Here is a 20,845-nt window from a genome sequence, read left to right as displayed (position 1 = left end):
CGAGTAGTAGCCTGAAAACTGCTTTGCACCGCCTCTGCACATCTACTGCACTTGTTCTGCGATTCTTAAATCTATGATGAGGATACCTCTGATAGCTCCGGGTACTCTTATGAAGTCTGTTTCTCGTCCTTTAGGTCTCTGTTCTGCGTTTGTCGCGCTTTTGATTGCTTCCGAAGAGATCCGCGCTGCTGAACATTGTCTAACGCGTCCCGAAGGCCCAGTGCCGCTAGAGCGCTTTAACGTTCCTGCTAACGTTCCCGGCCTGGAACCCCACATTATTTCTGCATATGAGGGCCGGTTACAGTTTTTCTTTCCCGATGAGAATGAACTCGGGCATGACGCTTGGTCACCAACCGGCGACTTGACACCGGTTATTGGCCCTTACGACCCTGACAGCGGTCGCCTCTATATTTGGGGTTATTTTGACAACGGCTGGATTGAGATTACCAAGCCGTCAGGGACTTGGATTTTTGGCAAAGACGGTACGATCTCGCCACGTCTTTTTGACAGTTGGGACGACGGTAGGGGCGATTCCGTGGAATCTGTTCTCAGAAGCCCGGTACTCGGCGTCCAATTCTATAGCGGAACCACGGCTGAGCATTGGCTCACGAAACACCAATCCTACAGGGTTTACCAAATTGAAGGGTCGAGGATGATGCGTGTCCCTGAACTAGAAGCCCGCAATTTACACTACATTGGTGATGATCAAAACGCCCAAATGGCAGTTTTCGCGCCAGTGAACGCGTTTGGAGCAGACTGGGGCCGACACCTTGTCTGGTTCGATGGCAAAGCTGTAGTAGAGCCATCATCCGATAGTGAGATACCCGACAGCTTTTGTAATTAGACTGACAGATCAACACTATTCTTTCATGTAATCGGCTTGCAATTTGTCTCTGCAACATAACCTATCCCTCCCCCCGTACCAGCACATCCAGCATCCCCGAGATATCCTCGATCTCTTCCGCGATGACATGGATCACCGCGTCAGCCTTCTGCATCCGGCCTGTAACTTTCAGCAACCGCCCCGAAATCACCGCGCGGCGGAATTGGTCGTACATCTTGCGCCAGACCACCACGTTCACGATGCCGGTCTCATCCTCCAGCGTCAGAAAGATCACACCCTTTGCCGTTCCCGGCCTTTGTCGCAGGATCACCAGCCCGGCCACAGCCACGCGCGCGCCCTCGGGCGGGTCGCCCAGCCGATCACAGGGCAAACAGGCGGGTGGGTGCGGCCAGTCTCGGCTTGAAACTGCCGGGGTAACAGGGGCGACAAGCATAGGAACAAAAATAGAACAAATGACAAGAAAGTCCAGACGCGGCGTGTTAAGTCGCAAATGAGGCTGGAAAGACCTAAATGCGTTTAATAAGGAAGAATTCGACAATCGAAAAAGGAAGACGCACGCAATGGCAAAGATCACCTATGTCGAGCACAGCGGTACCGAACATACAGTCGACGTCGCCAACGGGCTGACCGTGATGGAAGGGGCCCGTGACAACAATATTCCCGGCATTGAGGCCGATTGCGGCGGCGCCTGCGCCTGCTCGACCTGCCATGTCTATCTCCACCCCGACTGGGTCGAGAAGGTTCCGGCCAAGGACGACATGGAAGAGGATATGCTGGACTTTGCCTATGAACCCGATCCAGAACGGTCGCGCCTGACCTGCCAGATCAAGGTTACCGACGCGCTGGACGGTCTGGTCGTTCAACTGCCTGAGAAGCAGATCTGATGATCCCCAAAGCGCCGCGCCTGCCCGTTCGCCTGTGGCAAAGTCGGGCACGCGGCGCGCTACTGGCATCAAGCTTGTGGCTGGCCGGGACTGAAGTCGTCACAGCCGCAGAAACCGTAATCGCTGCACGTTACACAGACCCTACGACACGCTACGCTCATGGCGTTCTGGGTGACAATATCGAATATGGTGCATTGGAGATCACGGTAGAAAACACTTCGGCTCATCAGGCAGCCGATCAGCCGGGCAACAAGCGCACCGTCCTGACCATCCAGTTGCCTAAGGATCGGGTGTTTGAGGATCTGGCTCCTCGTCTTGCAGATGTCGATCTGGATGGCACAAACGAAGTTATCGTTGTTGAATCCCGGCAAGACACTGGCGCGCAACTCGCCATCTATAACGCAAGCGGAGAAAAAATCGCCGCCACACCCCATATCGGCACCCGCTTTCGCTGGCTCGCCCCGGCCGCTATTTGGGATCTGGACAACGATGGACATGTCGAGATCGCCTATGTTGACCGCCCGCACCTGGCGAAAACACTCCGAATCTGGCGGTTTCGTGACGGCGCACTGAGCGAAATTGCAACCCTGCCCGGCCTGACCAATCACCGCATTGGTGAGGCTTTCATCACTGGCGGGTTACGTTACTGCGAAACAGGCCCAGAGGTGGTCGTTGCCAGCGCGGATTGGCGCAACATCGTCAGCGTGTCTTATGACGAGGGTTGGCAGCAGACAAATCTCGGCCCCTTTTCAGGCGACAGACTGAACCAGGTCATGTCCTGCCAATAGCGCTGACGCAACCCGCGACAGCGGGCTGCCAGGCCCAAGGCCTTTGGCGTTGCATCTGCGATGCAAGGACAGGGCGCGGGAGCCCTTCCGACTAAAGCGCGCGCCAGCCGATATCGCGGCGGAAGAACCCACCCGGCCAATCAATGCCATCAACCATCGTATAGGCCCTGTCGCGCGCTTCCTGCAGCGTTTCACCACGTGCGGTCACGTTCAGAACCCGGCCACCGGATGCCAATACCTGCCCGTCCGCCGCCTTAGTCCCCGCATGGAACACCATATTGCTGCTGTCTTCGGGCAAACTGTCCAAGCCGCCAATCACGCTGCCTTTCTCATAAGACCCCGGATACCCATTCGCCGCCATCACCACGGTCAGCGCGTGATCATCTGCCCAGTTCACCTGCGCCTCACTCAGCCGTCCTTCGGCCGCAGCATGAAGCAGATCCAGAACCTGAGCCCCCAGCCGCATCATCAGAACCTGACATTCCGGGTCGCCAAAACGCACGTTGTATTCCACCAGACGCGGCTGGCCGTCCTTGATCATCAGACCAGCATAGAGAACGCCCTGAAACGGCATGCCGCGCTTTTTCATCTCGGCCACGGTGGGTTTGACGATCTCTTCCATCGCACGGGCCTCAATCTCGGCGCTCAGAACCGGAGCCGGAGAATAAGCCCCCATGCCGCCGGTATTCGGGCCCGTATCGCCCTCACCCACACGTTTGTGGTCCTGCGCGGTGCCGACGGACAGGATGTCTTCACCATCACACAGCACGAACAGAGACGCCTCTTCGCCCTCCATGAACTCTTCAATGACGACCTCGGCACCGGCCCCGCCAAAGGCACCGCCGAACATGTCGTCGATGGCCTCCAGCGCGGATTGCTCGTCCATCGCCACGATCACACCCTTGCCTGCGGCCAGACCATCCGCCTTGACGACAATCGGTGCGCCTTGTGCCCGGATGTAATCCTTGGCCGGCGCGGCCTCGGTGAACCTTGCATAGGCGGCTGTCGGTGCGCCCGATGCGTCGCAGATTTCCTTGGTAAAGCTCTTTGACGCCTCCAGTTGCGCCGCCTCGGCTGAGGGACCAAAGACCAGTACCCCGGCCTCACGAAGACGATCCGCCACACCGGCGGCCAAGGGGGCCTCGGGACCGACGATCACGAAATCAATCGCGTTTTCCTCGGCAAAGCTGACAACGGCCCCGCCGTTTTCAATATCCAGCGCGGCGCAATCTGCGATCTGCGCGATCCCGGCATTGCCCGGCGCAACAATCAGACGGTCGCATTTGGGGTTCTGCATCACCGCCCAGGCCAGCGCGTGTTCGCGCCCACCGCTGCCGAGAATGAGGATATTCATGAATGCACTCCGATCTGCTTGGCCTCGCCTGCCGCGCGTTCTAAGCTGCGCGGACATCTGACACAAGGCGCTGAAATGTCCGACCTGCTTGACGACCCCATTCCCGGCCAAAACACTCCAGAATATACGGTTTCGGACATCTCGGGTGAGGTGAAGCGGACGCTGGAAGGCAGCTTTGGCCGAATCCGTGTGCGTGGTGAGGTTGGCCGCGTGTTCAAGGCGCGGTCGGGCCATCTGTATTATGACATCAAGGACGACAAGAACGTGCTGGCCTGCACCACGTGGAAGGGTCAGGTCTCGGGCCTGTCGGTGGTCCCAGAAGAAGGGCTTGAGGTTGTCGTCACCGGTCGCCTGACGGCTTTTGGCGCGCAGTCCAAATACAATCTGAACGTCGATGAGGTCGCCGTCGCGGGCCAAGGCGCGCTAATGGCACTGCTTGAGAAACGCAAGAAACAGCTTGAGGCCGAAGGGCTGTTCGCGCCCGAACGCAAGAAACCCCTGCCCTATTTGCCGCAGATCATCGGCGTGGTCACCTCGCCCTCGGGTGCGGTGATCCGCGATATTCTGCACCGCCTGCGCGACCGCTTTCCGCGCAAGGTCCTGATCTGGCCGGTGGCCGTGCAGGGATCGAACTGCGCGCCCGAGGTCGCCAATGCGATCAACGGCTTTAACCAGCTAACCCCCGGAGGCGCGCTGCCGCGCCCCGACCTGATCATCGTCGCACGGGGCGGCGGATCGATCGAAGACCTTTGGGGCTTTAACGAAGAAATCGTCGCGCGCGCCACTGCGGCCTCGGATATTCCTTTGATCTCAGCCGTCGGGCACGAAACCGATACAACGCTGATCGATTACGTCTCGGACCGCCGCGCACCCACGCCCACCGCCGCCGCCGAACTGGCCGTGCCTGTGCGCATGGAAATGCTGGCCTGGACCGGAGAGCAAGGCGCTCGCCTGTCCCGCGCCGCGACCGATGCCGTGCAGCGCCGCAGCCAACGCCTGCGCGACCTGTCCCGCGCCCTGCCGCGCCCGGACAGCTTGTTGAACACCCCCCGACAACGGCTTGATTTGATTGCAGATCGCCTGACACCCGCACTGGAACGCGGCGTACAGAACCGCCATCTGCAAGTGGTGAAACTCTCGGCTCATCTGCGCCCCTCAACCCTGCGCAATCTGGTTTCCAGCCGACAAGAGGCGGTGCGCAACCTGTCCTCACGCCTGTCCCTGCGTCCCATCCAGCGTGAGATTGAGGTGCAGCGCCAAACCCTGTCCCGGTTGGGCGAACGTATGAACACAGCACAGACCACACGTCTGGACCGGATGCGGCAACAGCTGGACGCCACGGACCGGTTGCGCGAAACGCTCAGCTACAAGGCAACCCTGCAACGCGGCTATGCGGTGGTGCGCGCCGATGATCAGGTGGTGACGACGAAAAAGCAGGCCGAAAAACACAGCTCGCTGCAAATCGAATTTGCCGACGGTGTGCTGACAACAGGCCAGCCTGCGGCCAAGCGGCCTGCGCCAAAGAAAACACCGAAAAAGGATGCGCCTGATCAGGGGTCGCTGTTCTAAGCGCTAAACCCCGACATCCGGCCCGTAACAGACCATCTCTTCCCCGACATCCTCAGCTTCGTAGAGTTCCGTCTGCGCCGGGTCGCCTTCGAACTGCGCGATCAGCCCCGCCCCGGAACGGGTGAAGACCCAGCATTGCGGGTCCAGCCGGTCTTCATAGATGAAACAAATCTGCTCATCGCGTTCATACCACACGCCCTCTTTGCAATCGCCATCCAGAAACGACCAGATCACCCGGCGGTTGGGCAGATACCGCTCAACCCCATAGACCTGCCCCTCAAATCCGTAAAACAGGGTTTTTCCGCGCGTATAGTCATCGAACTCTGCCCCCGACAAGGTGGATTGTGCAGAGGTGGACACCGCAGGCAACAACAGAAGAATCGCAAGACGTCTGAGCATGGCCGCATTCTGTCAGATGCGCTGGTCAGAGGCCAATCACCATTTCTGCCTCAACGTCACCGCTTGCACGACAGCATCGCCCCGTAACATGCTGGAAAAAAACGAGGGAGGGTTTGATGACACCCCTATTGTTCGGGCTCGCTGGCCTTTGTGCACTGGCCTATCTGCCCCTGTCGCCCCGCCCGGCCAGCGCCATGCGGTCGGTTCTGAAAACGGCCTCGGTCGCCCTGTTGGCGGTGATCGCAATTCAGCAAAGCGCGCCGCTTTTGCTGGTCGCCGCGCTGGCCCTGTGTGCCATCGGCGATGCGCTGTTGTCGCGGGAAACCGACAGCACCTTCATGGCGGGCATCGGGGCCTTTGCCGCCGGGCACATCGCCTATATCGCCCTGTTCCTGACCCACCCGGCCAGCGACATGTCTGTCATCTTCGACAAGCCCGGCTATTTCTGGTCGCTGATCATCCTCGGCATCATCGCCGCCACCCTGCTTGCCCCCCGCGCCGGGGATCTGAAAATCCCGGTTCTGGCTTACATCCCGATCATTCTGGGCATGGGGATCACCGTTCTGGCTCTGCCCGAAACCGGCGCGCTGCGGTGGGCTCTGCCTGCCGCGATGGCCTTTATCGCATCCGACCTGATCCTGGCGACCGAGAAGTTCCTGCTGCCCCCCGACCATCCGGCCTTAAAGCTGACCCCCTATCTGGTCTGGCCGCTGTACTGGGGCGCACAGGCCGGATTGCTGGCCGCGTTCCTCTGACCCTTTGCAACTGCCGCAAATCCGCATTAGGTGAGGGGAACACCTGCGGAGACCAAAAATGGCGTTTTTCTCAAAGCTCAAGGACAAGCTGTTCAAATCCTCGTCCCGCCTCGAACAGGGGCTGGATGCGATCGTCGAGGATGGCGGTGAGGAAACAACCGCACCTGAACCAGTTATCCCTGAGCCCGAGCCACAGCCAGAACCCGCACCGGAAACCCCGCAACCGGTTCCCGAAGCACCAGCGCCGCAACCCGTTGCAGTGCAAAATCCAGCGCCCGTTGACCCAACGCCAGCCTCTCCTCCGCCAGAAGCTGCGCCTGCAAAGGGCGTACTGGGTCGCCTGTTTGGCCGCAACGAGGCCAAAACGGCCCTGAGGCGCGCGCTGGATGACGACATGCTGGAGCAGCTCGAAGAGTTGCTGATCGCCTCGGATATGGGCGTCGATACCGCCCTGCGCGTCACATCCAACATGGCCGAAGGGCGCTATGGCCGCAAACTCTCGACCCAGGAAATCAAACAGCTTCTGGCGCAGGAAGTGGCGCGCGTGATGGAGCCTGTGGCCAAACCCCTGCCGATCTATCCCAAACGTCCGCAGGTGGTGCTAGTCGTCGGCGTGAACGGCTCGGGCAAAACCACCACAATCGGCAAACTGGCCAGCCAGTTCAAATCCGCCGGCAAAAAGGTCGTCATCGCCGCCGGAGATACCTTCCGCGCCGCAGCCGTCGAACAACTGCAGGTCTGGGGCGACCGGGCCGGCGTCCCCGTTCTGACCGCGCCCGAAGGTTCAGATCCCGCCAGCCTCGCCTTCGACGCCCTGACAAGGGCGCAACAGGACGGCGCAGACCTTCTGATGATCGACACCGCAGGCCGGTTGCAAAACCGAGCTGACCTGATGGAGGAACTAGCCAAAATCGTCCGCGTCATTCGCAAAGTCGACGACACCGCCCCCCACAACACCCTACTGGTGCTCGACGCCACGACGGGCCAGAACGCGCTCAGCCAGGTGGAAACCTTCCGTAAGCTGGCCGATGTCTCGGGCCTTGTGATGACAAAACTCGACGGCACCGCCAAAGGCGGGGTGCTGGTCGCTCTGGCAGACAAGTTCGGCCTGCCCATCCATGCCATCGGTGTAGGTGAGCAAATCGACGATCTCGCCCCCTTCGACCCCGAAGAATTTGCCGCCGCTCTCACCGGCCTTGATCAAAGCTGATCCGAACTTCATCTGTCCAAAAATATCCTCCGGGGGTCCGGGGGTGGAAAACCCCCGGCTTCTCCACCCAACAAAAGGCCGATCATTGAGCGACTGGCTGATCTCTCTCGAAGGCACCGAAGCAGGCCACCGGCTGGCGCTGGGTCTGGCCCTGATGGCTGCCTTCCTGCATGCCGCTTTCGGCGCTTTGCAAAAAGGTCGTCACGATCCCTGGATGTCCCGGGGCGCAATCGACGGATGCTATTGCCTGATGGCCGCACCCCTTGCGCTTTTTGTCGTCCCCTGGCCGGAACCCTTCATGTGGCCCATCTTTGCCGTCGTCTGGCTGATCCACATCACCTACAAGATTCTGCAAGCGATGGCCTATACCAAAGGCTCTTACACCGTCGTCTACCCGGTCGTCCGCGGCACCGGGCCGCTATTCACGGTCATCGGGGCCTATCTGCTGTTTTCCGAGACATTTACCGGGCTGCAATGGTTCGGCGTCTTTGTCCTGTTGACGGGGATCTTTGGCCTCGCCGTCTACAATTTTCACTTTCTCGAAACCAACCGCGAAACGCTCGGGATTGCGCTGGTGCTGGCGGTTGCGACCGGGTTGTTCGTCGCACTCTACACCACCTATGACGCCTACGGCATCCGCGCCACCGCCGACCCGTTCACCTTTCTGGCCTGGTTTTTCATGATCGACGGCTTTGCGATGCCGATCTATGCCGCCCTCAGATACCGCGCCATGATCCACCGCCCCGCCCTTGGCCCTCTGATGCTGCGCGGGTTGGCGGGGGCCATCATCGCCCCGCTTTCATTTGGCGCCATCATGCTGGCCACACGTCTGGACAAAGTCGGAGAAGCCGCCGTTCTGCGCGAAACCTCAACCGTCTTTGCCGCCCTAATCGGTTGGCTGGTTTTGAAGGAAACCGTAGGCCCCAGACGCATTGCGTTGATGGCATTGATTGCACTAGGCGCTGTAATAGTTGAAATGGGCGGGTGAGCAGCAGGAATTCGACATGACAGACGAAAAAAAGATCAATCCGTTTCTGAAACAGGTGTTGGAACTGGGCCCGCCGCTGGCCTTCTTCTTTATCTACCTGCGTCTGCGCGACGACAGCTTTCTGATCGGCGGGATCGAGTATTCGGGGTTTATCGTCGCCACGATCATCTTTGTGCCGCTCATGTTGGCCGCGATGGGTGTGCTTTGGTACCTGACGGGCAAACTCAGCCGGATGCAGATCTTCACCGCCTTCATGGTCATCTTCTTCGGCGGCCTGACCGCCTGGTTCAATGACGAGCGGTTCTTCAAGATGAAAACCACGCTGGTCTACGGGCTGTTTTCGGTCATCCTTGGGATCGGGTTGCTGCAGGGCAAATCCTACCTCGCCTACGTTCTGGATGAGATGCTGCCCATGCGCCACGAAGGCTGGATGATCCTGACCCGGCGCCTGTGCGGGTGCTTTGCGGTTCTCGCTGTTGCCAATGAATTCGTCTGGCGCACCATGTCGACCGATCTGTGGGTCAAAATCGAGACATTCGGGTTTCCAATCGCCCTGATGGTATTCCTGATGCTGCAATTCAGTCTGCTGCAAAGCTACATGGACGATCCGGACCACCAATAGGTGAACCCGAAAATACCGGATTCGCCCCATACGTTTATGGCGCTTTTCGCATGTTTGGGGTGAAACCCGGGAAAACAGGACAAAAATCCTTGGCTAAACGCCGAAGCTGTGGAAGGTTGTGACACCACTCACAGCCGGAGCATAAGACATTCATGACGGCTTTCCCTGACAGCGGCTTTCTGTCCGAGGCATCCGACAGGCTGAAAGCCATGCTTTCCGCTCAGGCCACCGAAATCTCATTGGACCGGGGCGAAGTCCTGTTTGAGCAGGGCGACGCAGGCGATGCTTTGTATGCCATTCTCGAAGGCACGCTGGAGGTCTCGTTTCTGGCCATGAGCGGCCGCAAACTTTCGCTGACCCTGATGCGCCCCGGAGAGGTATTTGGTGAGATCGCCCTGTTCGACAGCGGCCCTCGTACCGCTTCGGTTTCAGCGGCAGAGCCCTCGCGTATCTTGCGTGTCCGCCAGGGGGATGTAATGGCGCAGGTGCGCAATCATCCTGATCTTGCCGTTGATCTGATCCGTTTGGCCGGGTTGCGCATGCGCTGGATGGGCTCGCAATTGAATGAGCAGGTCTTCCTGCCCATGCCGATCCGCCTGGCCCGCAAACTGCTTCATCTGTCCGAATTGCAGGACGATCCATCGGATCGCATCACCCTGTCGCAAAGTGAGCTGGCCGAATTTGTCGGCGCCACGCGCGAGGCGGTGTCCAAGACCATTTCCACCTGGAAACGGGATAACGTGGTTGAAGCGACGCGCGGCGGCCTGATGATTCAGGATTTTGAGGCCCTGCGGGAATTGGCCGAATCCGATCTGATCTGACCCCTGTGATCTGCTTCACAGATCAAAGCTCAAATTAAGACTACGTTAATAGATGTTACCGTAGGAGGTCAGAGAATCATCCCCGATATCTGTCCACTGACCTCTCCCTGTATCAGAGCCACGCACCTTCCCCGGTGTGTGGCTCATTTCTTGACTGCAGGGCACAAAAAAGGGCCGGAGAACACGCTCCGGCCCTTTTGGTGTTGATGCGGTTGATTACTCGCCGAGGCTCAGAGCCACGAACCGGGGTTCGCCACCGCGGCGCACCAGCAGCAGCAGCGACTTGCGCCCGGCCTCGCGCGCCTCTTCCATGCGGGTTTCGAGGTCTTCGATCGAGGTGACCTTTTGTTGGCCAGCTTCAGTGATCAGATCGCCAGCCCGCAGCCCCTTGGCGAAGGCTTCTGACGCCTCGTCCACCTCGGTCACAACCAGACCTTCAGCCTCGGCATCCAGACCCATATCCGTGCGCAGCGTATCGGTCAGCGGTGAGATCGTAAGACCAAGAATATCCGCGTTCTCGTCGGCCGGTTGATCCGGGGTTTCCTCTTCCCCATCTTCGGCGCGCTCGGCGTCCTCACGACGGCCCAGCGTCACCAGAACGGTCTGAGTACCCCCGTCGCGGTGCACGACCACGCGGACCGATTTACCAACTGTCGTCTCGCCGACCTGCCGTACCAGACCGCGCGTATCCTCGACCTCGACCCCATCAAAGCTGAGGATCACGTCCCCGGCCAGCAGGCCCGCATCCTTGGCCGGTCCGTCCGGCACATCGCTGATCAGCGCGCCGCCGGGTTTGTCCAGACCCATCGCCTCGGCCATATCTTCGGTCACGTCCTGAATGCGCACGCCCAGCCATCCGCGGCGCGTTTCGCCAAACTCGCGCAGCTGATCGACGACCTTTATCACAACGTTCGACGCCATCGAGAACCCGATGCCAATCGAGCCACCGTTGGGCGACAGGATCGCAGTGTTCACGCCGATCACCTCGCCATCCATGTTAAACAGCGGCCCGCCCGAGTTGCCCCGGTTGATCGCCGCATCTGTCTGGATGTAGTCATCATACGATCCGCTCAGCGCGCGGTTGCGGGCAGATACGATTCCGGCCGAAACCGAGAACCCCTGCCCCAGCGGGTTGCCCATTGCGATCACCCAGTCGCCCACACGGGCCACGTCGCTGTCGCCGAACTGCACATATTGCAGCGGGCCTGACGCCTCGACCTTGAGCAACGCGATGTCCGTCTTTTCATCCGTGCCGATCACCTTGGCAGGCAATTCCTTCACCGGTTGACCATCGCCCGGGAAGAATTCAATCAGGATTTCATCGGCTTCAGCGATGACGTGGTTATTGGTGACGATATAGCCATCCTCAGAGATCACAAATCCCGACCCCAGCGCGTTGCTGCGGCGTGGGCGGTTTTGATCATCGCCGTTGCGGTCCTGAAATTCGCGGAAGAAATCCTCGAACGGAGAGCCTTCGGGCACGATGCCCTGAGGGCCCGTCTGATTTTCGATCAGGGTCGAGGTGGTGATGTTAACCACCGCCGGGCTGATCTTTTCGGCCAAGGGTGCCAGGCTTTCGCCCCGCGCCTGCGCGGCGACGGTCTGCGCCAGCACAAGAAGCATCCCTGCAACGGCCAACCACATCAGCCGCATGAAACCAACAACCTCGTCCCGCCGGACGGAAATACTGCGCGCTTGTGCCTGCACTTGGGAACTCCTTGTCGTCAATTCTTGGTGGATCGCCCGCAAGCGGCCCTGCTTGGCATCCAATGTAGTCGGTTTGTCAAAGCCCGCAACTAAGGATCGCGGGGAAATCACCGGCAATTGAAAACCCCGTGTTAAAACCCGACCTGATATGCGGCCCAAAGCAGCACCAGACCGCTGACAACGCACAGCAGACCGGCCAGCCGCCGCGCCTGTTCGGGCAAACTTCGCAATGCCTCAAGCATGCGTTCAATAAGCGAAGGGGCCAGCGCATAGGCCAGCCCCTCGACAATCAGCACCAGCCCGAAGGCCAGAAAGATCAGACCCATTACTGGCCGCTCTGCCCTGTGGGCGATTTCAGGTAGTTGAAGAACTCGGAATCCGGGCTCAGAACCATCGAACTATTGCCGCCACCCAGTGCTTTTTCATAAGCAGTAAGCGAGCGGTAGAATTCGAAGAACTCGGGGTCTGCGCCATAGGCTTCTGCAAAGATCGCGTTGCGTTCGGCGTCAGCCTCACCGCGAATGATCTCGGCCTCACGGTTGGCGTCCGACACAAGTTCGACCACGGTCCGGTCAGCCTGCGCGCGAACACGCTGCGCCGCCTCGTTACCACGAGCACGTTCGTCGGTGGCCTCACGTTCACGTTCCGCCTTCATCCGGTCAAAAGTTGCCTCAAGGTTGGCTTGCGGTAGATCGGTTGCCTTCAGACGCACGTCGATCACGTTCACGCCCAGCGCCCGCGCCTCGGCAATCGCGCTGTTGCGAATACGCAGCATCAAAGCCGCACGATCCGAGCTGAGGATGTCACGGGACGACACCGAACCCAGCACTTCGCGGGTTTCCGCACGCAGAATACTGTCCAGACGATTCTCGGCGACAGGAATACCACCTGTACCAACAGCCTGACGGAACTGGTTCAAGTCTGAAATCCGATAACGCGCGAAGGCATCGACCACCAACCGGCGATCATCCAGAGGTGTGACCTCAAGCGGCTGCACATCAATCGACAAGATGCGGTCATCGTAGCGCACCACTTCCTGAATCAGCGGGATTTTAAAGGCCAGACCAGGGTCTTCCTTGACAGATACAACACGACCAAATTGCAGAACCAAGGCGCGCTCGCGTTCGTCAACAATAAAGATCGACGACAGGCCAACGACGCCCAGAATTACGACAAGGATGAGAATAATGGGTGACTTTCGCATCAGTTGCTCTCCTCGCCCGAGTTACGTCGCAATTCGTTCAGCGGCAGATAGGGCACAACACCCTGCCCGCTCCCGCCGGTGTTTTCATCCAGAATGATTTTGTCGACATCACCCAAAACCTGTTCCATCCGCTCGAGATACAGACGCTTGCGGGTTACGTCGGGCGCTTTGGAATATTCCTCCAGAACCGCGCTGAAACGGCTGGCTTCACCCTGTGCGCTGTTGATCTGCTGGGCGCGATACGCCTCGGCCTCTTCCAATACCTGCGCGGCTTCACCGCGCGCTTCGGCCAAAACGCGGTTGGCATAGGCGTCGGCGACGTTTTGCAGGCGGTCACGTTCCTGCGCGGCGGCCTGAACGTCGCGGAACGCGGCGATTACGTCCTGTGGCGGGTCGGCCTTGTCAAAGTTCACCCGGACGATATTGATGCCCGAATCGTAGCTGTCCATGGTCGATTGGATCAGCTCTTGCAGGCGCTCACCGATGATACCCCGGTCGCGGTTCAGGATCGGGGCCAGTTCGCTTTGCGCGATGATCTCACGCATCGCCGATTCCGACACAGCGCGGATCGTTTGACGCGCATCACGCAGGTTGAACAGGAACTTGGCCGGGTCGTTGATATTCCAGACGACCTGATAGTCGATATCGACCACGTTTTCGTCGCCGGTCAGCATCAGGCCATCGTCACTTGCGCTCCGGCCGCCCATGTCTTCGGTCTGTTCGCGGGTGACCGGGATAACCTCGGCCGTCACAAAGGGCCACGGGGCAAAGTTCAGGCCGGGATTGCCCACGGCCGAAAACTCACCCAGGAACAGTTCAACCGACTGTTCTTCGGGTTTGACGGTATAAAAGCTGGCCGCGCCCCACAGGACTGCACCAACTACAAGACCGATCAGCACAGTACCTTTGGTAAAGATGGGACCACCCCCACCGCTGCCCTGACCGTTTCCGCCACGGCCTGAACCACCGCGACCGCCCATAAGGACGCGCAGCTGTTCCTGGCCTTTTTTCATCAGCTCATCGATCTCGGGGATCTGCGGGCTGTCGCCTTCGGGAGGCTTGCGCCCGTCCCCGTTATTGCCCCGATTTCCTCCGCCACCTGAGGAGCCTCCGCCGCCCCAGGGGCCACCGCTGTTGCCCGCCATATGTCTCTGTTCCCTTGTGTTGGACCGTGTGATCACGGGTTCCCTTGTAACTTGTGTGCGCGCGGTTGCAAATCAAGCCGTGCGAACAGGTTGCCGCATTGTCACCAGTTCCTCGGCCATGACCGGATGAACGGCGACGGTGCGGTCGAAATCTTCCTTGGTAGCGCCCATCTTTACGGCAATGCCGGCCAGCTGGATCATCTCACCCGCGCCCGGCGCGACAATGTGACAGCCCAGCACCTTGCGGGTGGCCTGCGATACGATCAGCTTCATCAGAACACGCTGAGTGCCCCCCGCAAACGCCTTTTGCATCGGTTTGAACGAGGTTGCATACACCTCAACCGGTTCCTGCGCGGCGGCCTCTTCTTCGCTGAGGCCCACTGTGCCGAATTCCGGCTGGGTAAAGATCGCCGTCGGGATCAGATCGTGATCCACCGGGGTCGGGTTGGCTTTGAACACAGTTTCCACGAAGGCCATCCCTTCGCGGATCGCAACCGGGGTCAGGTTCACACGATCAGTCACATCCCCGATGGCATAGATCGAGGGCACACCGGTCTGGCTGTATTCATCCACGATGATCTCACCCTTGCGGCCGCGTTCGACGCCCACGGCCTCAAGCCCCAGATTGTCCGCGTTCGGCGCGCGCCCGGTAGCATACATGACCACGTCGAAATGATCCTCGGTGCCGTCGGTCGCCTTAACGCGGATCTTGTCGCCCTCTTTGGTCATCTCAAGCACATTGGTGCCCAGACGCACGTCGATGCCGTTCTGGCGCATTTCTTCGCAGATCAGACCGCGCGCCTCTTCGTCGAAACCACGCAAAATCTGCGCACCGCGATAAAACTGCGTGGTTTTCACGCCCAACCCGTTCATGATGCCGGCGAATTCACTGGCGATATAGCCGCCGCCAACGATCAGGATGCTTTCGGGCAACTTGGGCAGGTGGAAAATCTCGTTCGAGGTGATGGCCAGCTCGGACCCCGGAAACTCAGGCACAACCGGTCGTCCGCCGGTGGCGATCAGGATATGCTTGGCCGTCTTGCGCGTACCATCGGCCAGTTCGACCGTATGCGCATCCACGATATGCGCGCGCTGGTCAAAGCTTTCGACGCCATTGTTCTTGAGGATATTGCGATAGATGCCTTCCAGCCGGTCCAGTTCCGTCACCAGCTTGCCGTGGAACGTACTCCAGTCAAAGGCACCGGGTTGAATATCCCAGCCATATTCCCGCGCATCCCCGACCATGCCGGAAAACTCACTGGCAAAGACCATCAGCTTTTTGGGCACACAGCCCCGGATGACGCAGGTGCCGCCATAGCGGTCCTCTTCGGCCAGCGCTACTTTGGCACCGTTTTCGCCCGCTGCAACGCGCGCCGCGCGCACCCCGCCCGAGCCGCCTCCGATGACAAACAGATCATAATCAAAGCTCATTTACCGTGCCTCTTTCAATTTTCAGCAAGCGCCATAGCGTTGCTTAGGGGTGTACTCTATCTTGCGCCACTGTCCATAGGGTTCCGGTTGGCCAGCTGTTCGTCCCAAGGGCTGTTCATATCAGGCCAATAATGGCGCAGCGCGTCGATGAATTGGTCAGATATGCTCTGAGAAATTCGTTTCAACGCAAGGTCCGCAGAACTGCGGCCTTTGAACAGACGAATTGCCACCGTGTGCTGTGTCAGGGCGGGAAAACTGCACAAATGGCGGAACCAAATGGATATCTGCACGCAGATCCTACCTAAAATGGGCGATCGACAGCAAAGCAGTGCAGCCGCCCCTGAACACTAAGCAAAAACACGTGTGGCCCTGGTTTCTATGACCACGAAAGTTGGCCCTGACTGCAACCCTTAGTCCGCCAGATCGGAAAACAGATTTTCCCCGCCGTCCACCATCTGGTCCAGCTCGGTTGTGCCCGTGTTCAGGTCGCGCAGCTCGACCCGACCGTCGCCATGACCGATGACAACCTTGTCGCAGATGTCGATAAACAACCCGTTCTCGACCACACCGGGCACCTGGTTCAGAACAAAGGCCAGCTGCCGCGCATTGCCGATCCGTTGCAGGTGCAGGTCCAGAATGTGGTTGCCCTCATCCGTGATAAACGGCGCCTCGCCGTTCATCCGCAGCATCGAGGTCTTGCCAAGCACATCCATCGTGTCCAGCGCCTCTTCGATCAGGGTGCGCGTGGTCTGCCAGCCAAAAGGCACGACCTCGACCGGCAAGGGGAAGGCGCCCAGCGTTTCGACCTCTTTGCCCGCATCGGCGATCACGATCATCTGATCGCTGGCGGTTGCCACGATCTTTTCCTGCAGATGCGCCCCGCCGCCGCCTTTGATCAGGTTCAGCTCTCCGTCGAATTCATCCGCGCCGTCGATGGTCATATCCAGCCATCCTGCCTGATCCAGCGAGACCACCTCGATCCCGACCTCGCGGGCCAGTTGGGCGGTGCGATTCGAGGTTGGAACAGCCTTGATCCGCAGCCCTTCCTCTTGCACTCTTTCCCCAATGCGACGCACCATCCACGCGGCAGTGGACCCTGTCCCCAATCCTACCCGCATACCGTCCTGCACCAGGTCGGCAGCGCTGCGGGCAGCGACATATTTGGCCTTATCGATTGACGACATTTCTTGTGACATGGCAGCGTTCCCCTCTTGTCTTGGCGGGTTTATACGGAATGCAACCCGCAACTTCGAGAGCCAAATCGCCTCGACCCCAAGCAAACACTGGAGAAAACTGCGTGTTTCCGATGGGAAACGTCGCAATCGCCGCATTTTTCCCACCTGATCCGATATAGACAATCCTTATGACACCGCCCTATCGCCTACACTATGCCCCCGACAATGCCTCACTGGTCATCAGACTGGTGCTGGAAGAGATGGGCCAACCCTATGAGACCGTTTTGGTGGATCGCCGTCAGGATGCGCACAACAGTGCGGCCTACCGAAAGCTGAATCCCAACGGCCTGATCCCGGTGCTTGAAACACCACAAGGACCCATCTTTGAAACCGCAGCCATCCTGCTGTGGCTGGCCGATACGCATGGACAACTGGCACCTGCGCCTGACAGCCCGGATCGTGCGGGTTTTCTGAAATGGCTGTTTTTTGCCTCCAACACGCTGCATGCAGACCTGCGCATCCTGTTTTATGCAGAGAAGTATATCGATGAAGCGCAGGCCGACACCCTGCGTACTGGCATCCGCCCGCGCCTGCGTCAGCACTTGGCAATTCTGGATGCAGAGGCTGCAAAAAAACCTGTGTGGCTGTCACCCGATCAACCGTCGGTTCTGACCTATTACCTGGCCTGTCAGATGCGATGGATGGCCCTTTACCCCGCGCGGGCTGATCGCAGCTGGTATCAACTGCCGGACACCCCCTATCTTCAGGCCATTCTCATGCACTCAGAAACCCGCCCCGCAACGCGTGCCGCAATCGCAGCCGAGGGATTGGGTCCAACGCCATTCACGTCACCCAGTTACGCTAATCCTCAGGAAGGCTCAGCTACATAATATGTTTCTCTCCGTGTTCGATATGTTCAAAGTGGGTATTGGCCCGTCTTCGTCTCATACTATGGGTCCTATGGTGGCAGCGGCGCGGTTCCTGGACCTGATGCGCGCCTCGCCCTTTGAATTTGCCGGGCTGCGCGGATCCTTGCATGGCTCGCTGGCCTTTACCGGTGTCGGCCACGCAACCGACCGTGCCACGATCCTGGGTTTGGCAGGCTTCGTCCCCGAGAGCTATGACAATGACAAGGCCGAGAAAGCACTGGCAGAAATAGCCGAAACCCATTCGGTCACGCCCGAGGGCCTGCCCCGCCTGAAATTCGATCCGAAAACCGATTTGATCTTCGACTACGACGACACTCTGCCCGGACATGCGAACGGGATGATCCTGATGGCAACCGATGCACAGGGGGACGTGATCCTGCGTCAGGTCTATTACTCGGTCGGGGGCGGCTTTGTTCTGACCGAAGAGGAACTGGCCGAAGGCAAAGCCAAGAACGAAGGTCCGCCTATCCCGTTCCCCTTTCACTCTGCCGCTGAAATGCTTGAGATGGCCAAGTCCAGCGGCAAAAGCATCGCACAAATGAAACGCGAGAATGAGATCGCACGCGGATGCGCCGACAGCTTTGCCAAGGGCACGGCGCGGTTGTGGGAGGTCATGAACAATTGCATTGAGCGTGGGCTGAGCGCCGATGGTATCCTGCCCGGAGGTCTGAAAGTACGCCGCCGGGCCAAGGGGATTTATGACGCCCTGATGGCCGAGCGTGGCATGAACCTGACCGCACCTCACACCATCAACGACTGGATGAGCGTCTATGCGATGGCCGTGAACGAGGAAAACGCAGCGGGCGGTCAGGTTGTAACCGCCCCGACAAATGGCGCTGCAGGGACGTTGCCTGCGGTTCTGCGCTATTATCTGGACCACGTGCCCGGCGCGTCGGAAAGCCACATTGAGGATTTCCTGTTGACCGCAGCCGCAATTGGCGGGCTGGTCAAGTTTAACGCCTCGATTTCAGGTGCCGAAGCCGGGTGTCAGGCCGAGGTCGGCAGCGCGTCGGCCATGGCGGCTGCCGGTCTGTGCGCAGTGATGGGGGGCACCCCCGAGCAGGTAGAGAACGCGGCGGAAATCGCCTTGGAACATCACCTTGGCATGACCTGCGATCCGGTCGCGGGGCTGGTGCAGGTTCCATGCATCGAACGCAACGGACTGGCCGCGATCAAGGCGGTTTCGGCGGCCTCACTGGCGCTACGGGGGGATGGGCAGCATTTTGTGCCTCTGGATGCCGCGATTGAGACCATGCGCCAGACCGGCATGGACATGCATCATAAATACAAGGAAACCTCGCTGGGCGGCCTGGCCGTGAATGTTCCCAACTGCTGAGATGCTATTGGCGCTTTGCCCCAAGCGGCAAAACAATTAGCGTCGCGCCCATGATACAGGATCGACCGGTTCTTGGCATCATGTTGATGCTTGGGTTTTGCGTTTTGGCGCCGTTTGGGGACGCACTGGCAAAACTGCTGAGCGCGTCGACCCCGATTGGCATGCTGGTGTTTGTGCGTTTTGCAGTGCAGGTACTGGTTCTTGTTCCTCTGGTCGCCCTGACAGGTCGGCACTGGCGCATGCGCGGGCGTATTCTGTGGCTGGCCGTTCTGCGTACCGTTCTGCAGGTCATCGGGATAGCCGCGATGTTCAGCGCTCTGCTCTACCTGCCTCTTGCGGATGCCATCGCCATCGTTTTCGTGATGCCGTTCATCCTGCTGCTGCTGGGCAAATACATTCTGGGCGAAGAAGTGGGCCTGCGCCGTCTGATCGCCTGCGCGGTAGGTTTTTTCGGTACTCTGCTGGTGATCCAGCCCAGTTTTGCGCAGGTGGGCGCAGCCGCGCTGCTCCCTCTTCTTGTCGCGCTGGTCTTTGCGCTTTTCATGCTGGTGACCCGCCAGATTGCAAAACAGACCGATCCCGTTTCGCTACAGGCCGTGTCCGGCGTTATCGCAACTGCGATCCTGCTGCCGGTCCTTGCCCTTGGCGGGATGAACGAAGTCCGGGGCGCATCCTTGATCGCGCCGCCTGCTGATACCCATGTATTGCTGCTTGGCGTCGGGCTGTTGGGAACCCTGTCGCATCTATTGATGACATGGTCGCTGCGGTTTGCCCCCTCGGCCACGCTTGCCCCAATGCAATATCTGGAAATCCCGGTGGCCACCCTGTTCGGCTGGATCATCTTTCACGATCTGCCCAACGGCATTGCAGCACTTGGGATCGCCATCACGGTGGTCGCGGGGCTCTACGTTATCCTGCGCGAGCGGGCCAGCGCGCGGGCTGCCCCGACAGAAACGCCTGCATAACCGCGTCCAGCGCGGGACGGGGCACCATGACCAAAAGACCGGGTGAATCTATCGACAGATGAACCTGCCCCAATGCCCGGTTGGACGTGCCGACGCGACCGTCCGGCTCCAACACCAAACCTTCGATCGGCCATTCCAAGCCCTGGCTGCGGCCTGTCACGGTCTGAAAGGGAAACAAGGACACCACATCGCCGGGACGCAGCGACAGGGTAATCTCGGGCGGTGCATGGAATACGATCTCCTGCGCGCCGATCAACAGACAGGGCCTGTCCTGCAACCTGACCAGAGCGTTGAGCACGGCAAGCTGATGATCCAGCCGACCGCCCAGAAACCCCACGCCCAGAACCAGAGGCGCATCAACGCTGCGCAGGGCCTTGTCGAAATCCGTGCTGTCCTGTTCGTCGATGGGAAACAACCGGTCGGCAGGAATGCGGTCCCGATAGCCCGCGTCCAGCGAATCGAAATCACCGATAACAGCGTCAGGATTGCGCCCGGCATCCATGAGCGGAACTGCCCCACCATCTGCCGCCACAACCGTATCGGCACGAATCAAGGCCAGTTTCAGATCCTCAGCGCCGATTTCACCGCCTCCGACGACTGCAATTGGCCTCTGGGACCGTACAATCGGCGCATTTTTTGTAAGATTGATCATTTTTTCCGGTTTTGGACACATTGAGACCACAAAATGATAAGCTAATGCAAAGAGTTTCGAGCCACCG

Annotated in this window: 22 protein-coding genes; 12 read left to right on the top strand and 10 right to left on the bottom strand. The window is 59.4% G+C overall.

Annotated elements, in window-relative coordinates; genetic code table 11:
• Positions 1-109: 109 nt before the first annotated feature.
• Positions 110-844 (top strand): hypothetical protein, encoded by a 735-nt coding sequence (locus ACR0J5_RS03820; protein WP_480650569.1) that lies wholly within the window; start codon positions 110-112, stop codon positions 842-844.
• Between the two features lie 61 nt (positions 845-905).
• On the opposite strand, the gene ACR0J5_RS03815 is transcribed toward ACR0J5_RS03820, so the two are convergent.
• A complete protein-coding gene (locus ACR0J5_RS03815) occupies positions 906-1,277 on the bottom strand; it encodes an OB-fold nucleic acid binding domain-containing protein (RefSeq protein ID WP_480650567.1) in 372 nt (123 codons plus the stop codon).
• A 127-nt stretch (positions 1,278-1,404) separates the two neighbouring features.
• On the opposite strand from ACR0J5_RS03815, the gene ACR0J5_RS03810 reads away from it, so the two are divergent.
• Together ACR0J5_RS03810 and ACR0J5_RS03805 are read left to right on the top strand one after the other, a co-directional pair.
• The gene (locus ACR0J5_RS03810; protein ID WP_480650565.1) at positions 1,405-1,728 is read left to right on the top strand and encodes a 2Fe-2S iron-sulfur cluster-binding protein; all 324 of its coding nucleotides are present in this window, start codon (positions 1,405-1,407) and stop codon (positions 1,726-1,728) included.
• Positions 1,728-2,516 carry an FG-GAP repeat domain-containing protein gene (locus ACR0J5_RS03805; RefSeq protein WP_480650563.1) on the top strand — a complete coding sequence of 263 codons (789 nt, stop codon included), beginning with the start codon at positions 1,728-1,730 and terminating at the stop codon, positions 2,514-2,516. The genes ACR0J5_RS03810 and ACR0J5_RS03805 overlap by 1 nt, the downstream gene beginning before the upstream one ends.
• A 91-nt stretch (positions 2,517-2,607) precedes the next feature.
• On the opposite strand, the gene purD is transcribed toward ACR0J5_RS03805, so the two are convergent.
• Entirely contained in the window at positions 2,608-3,870 is a 1,263-nt protein-coding gene (gene purD, locus ACR0J5_RS03800; protein WP_480650561.1) for a phosphoribosylamine--glycine ligase, read from the bottom strand.
• A gap of 75 nt (positions 3,871-3,945) precedes the next feature.
• Here purD and xseA point away from each other — a divergent pair, with 75 nt between their 5' ends.
• The gene (gene xseA, locus ACR0J5_RS03795; protein WP_480650559.1) at positions 3,946-5,439 is read left to right on the top strand and encodes an exodeoxyribonuclease VII large subunit; all 1,494 of its coding nucleotides are present in this window, start codon (positions 3,946-3,948) and stop codon (positions 5,437-5,439) included.
• Positions 5,440-5,442: 3 nt separating this feature from the next.
• Here the strand turns inward: xseA and ACR0J5_RS03790 are convergent, their stop codons facing one another.
• Positions 5,443-5,838 carry a hypothetical protein gene (locus ACR0J5_RS03790; RefSeq protein ID WP_480650557.1) on the bottom strand — a complete coding sequence of 132 codons (396 nt, stop codon included), beginning with the start codon at positions 5,836-5,838 and terminating at the stop codon, positions 5,443-5,445.
• Positions 5,839-5,954: 116 nt separating this feature from the next.
• On the opposite strand from ACR0J5_RS03790, the gene ACR0J5_RS03785 reads away from it, so the two are divergent.
• From ACR0J5_RS03785 to ACR0J5_RS03765, 5 genes are all read left to right on the top strand, one after another.
• Positions 5,955-6,593, top strand: coding sequence for a lysoplasmalogenase family protein (locus tag ACR0J5_RS03785; protein ID WP_480650555.1), 639 nt, complete (start codon positions 5,955-5,957; stop codon positions 6,591-6,593).
• A gap of 58 nt (positions 6,594-6,651) precedes the next feature.
• Complete coding sequence (gene ftsY / locus ACR0J5_RS03780; protein ID WP_480650553.1) at positions 6,652-7,803, top strand: signal recognition particle-docking protein FtsY; 1,152 nt, start codon at positions 6,652-6,654, stop codon at positions 7,801-7,803.
• Positions 7,804-7,888: 85 nt separating this feature from the next.
• Positions 7,889-8,791 (top strand): EamA family transporter, encoded by a 903-nt coding sequence (locus ACR0J5_RS03775; protein ID WP_480650551.1) that lies wholly within the window; start codon positions 7,889-7,891, stop codon positions 8,789-8,791.
• 16 nt (positions 8,792-8,807) lie between these two features.
• On the top strand, positions 8,808-9,413 hold the full coding sequence (locus ACR0J5_RS03770) for an inner membrane-spanning protein YciB (RefSeq protein WP_480650549.1): 606 nt from the start codon (positions 8,808-8,810) through the stop codon (positions 9,411-9,413).
• Between the two features lie 152 nt (positions 9,414-9,565).
• Entirely contained in the window at positions 9,566-10,234 is a 669-nt protein-coding gene (locus ACR0J5_RS03765; RefSeq protein WP_480650547.1) for a Crp/Fnr family transcriptional regulator, read from the top strand.
• A gap of 216 nt (positions 10,235-10,450) precedes the next feature.
• Here the strand turns inward: ACR0J5_RS03765 and ACR0J5_RS03760 are convergent, their stop codons facing one another.
• From ACR0J5_RS03760 to rpiA, 6 genes are all read right to left on the bottom strand, one after another.
• Complete coding sequence (locus ACR0J5_RS03760) at positions 10,451-11,887, bottom strand: Do family serine endopeptidase (protein ID WP_480651435.1); 1,437 nt, start codon at positions 11,885-11,887, stop codon at positions 10,451-10,453.
• 185 nt (positions 11,888-12,072) lie between these two features.
• Positions 12,073-12,267 (bottom strand): DUF2065 domain-containing protein, encoded by a 195-nt coding sequence (locus ACR0J5_RS03755; RefSeq protein WP_480650545.1) that lies wholly within the window; start codon positions 12,265-12,267, stop codon positions 12,073-12,075.
• Positions 12,267-13,145: a protease modulator HflC gene (hflC, locus tag ACR0J5_RS03750; protein ID WP_480650544.1), complete on the bottom strand. Its 879-nt coding sequence runs from the start codon at positions 13,143-13,145 to the stop codon at positions 12,267-12,269. Before hflC ends, ACR0J5_RS03755 begins: the two co-directional genes overlap by 1 nt.
• The gene (hflK, locus tag ACR0J5_RS03745) at positions 13,145-14,290 is read right to left on the bottom strand and encodes an FtsH protease activity modulator HflK (protein ID WP_480650542.1); all 1,146 of its coding nucleotides are present in this window, start codon (positions 14,288-14,290) and stop codon (positions 13,145-13,147) included. Before hflK ends, hflC begins: the two co-directional genes overlap by 1 nt.
• 72 nt (positions 14,291-14,362) lie before the next feature.
• Entirely contained in the window at positions 14,363-15,721 is a 1,359-nt protein-coding gene (gene gor / locus ACR0J5_RS03740; protein WP_480650540.1) for a glutathione-disulfide reductase, read from the bottom strand.
• 410 nt (positions 15,722-16,131) lie between these two features.
• On the bottom strand, positions 16,132-16,917 hold the full coding sequence (gene rpiA / locus ACR0J5_RS03735; RefSeq protein ID WP_480650538.1) for a ribose-5-phosphate isomerase RpiA: 786 nt from the start codon (positions 16,915-16,917) through the stop codon (positions 16,132-16,134).
• A 167-nt stretch (positions 16,918-17,084) separates the two neighbouring features.
• Here rpiA and ACR0J5_RS03730 point away from each other — a divergent pair, with 167 nt between their 5' ends.
• Genes ACR0J5_RS03730 through ACR0J5_RS03720 form a run of 3 tightly spaced genes read left to right on the top strand, consistent with a single transcriptional unit; the run spans position 17,085 to position 20,126 of the window.
• Positions 17,085-17,786, top strand: coding sequence for a glutathione S-transferase family protein (locus ACR0J5_RS03730; RefSeq protein ID WP_480650536.1), 702 nt, complete (start codon positions 17,085-17,087; stop codon positions 17,784-17,786).
• Between the two features lies 1 nt (position 17,787).
• Positions 17,788-19,161: an L-serine ammonia-lyase gene (locus tag ACR0J5_RS03725; RefSeq protein ID WP_480650534.1), complete on the top strand. Its 1,374-nt coding sequence runs from the start codon at positions 17,788-17,790 to the stop codon at positions 19,159-19,161.
• A 50-nt stretch (positions 19,162-19,211) separates the two neighbouring features.
• Positions 19,212-20,126: a DMT family transporter gene (locus ACR0J5_RS03720; protein WP_480650532.1), complete on the top strand. Its 915-nt coding sequence runs from the start codon at positions 19,212-19,214 to the stop codon at positions 20,124-20,126.
• Here the strand turns inward: ACR0J5_RS03720 and ACR0J5_RS03715 are convergent.
• Complete coding sequence (locus ACR0J5_RS03715) at positions 20,071-20,778, bottom strand: thiamine diphosphokinase (RefSeq protein ID WP_480650530.1); 708 nt, start codon at positions 20,776-20,778, stop codon at positions 20,071-20,073. The two genes, ACR0J5_RS03720 and ACR0J5_RS03715, sit on opposite strands and share 56 nt — an antisense overlap.
• Positions 20,779-20,845: the final 67 nt, after the last annotated feature.

The organism is Ruegeria sp. BE1 (genome assembly GCF_056538885.1).
The sequence above is the reverse complement of the archived record's forward strand: the minus strand, read 5'-3'. Positions and strand labels throughout refer to the sequence as shown.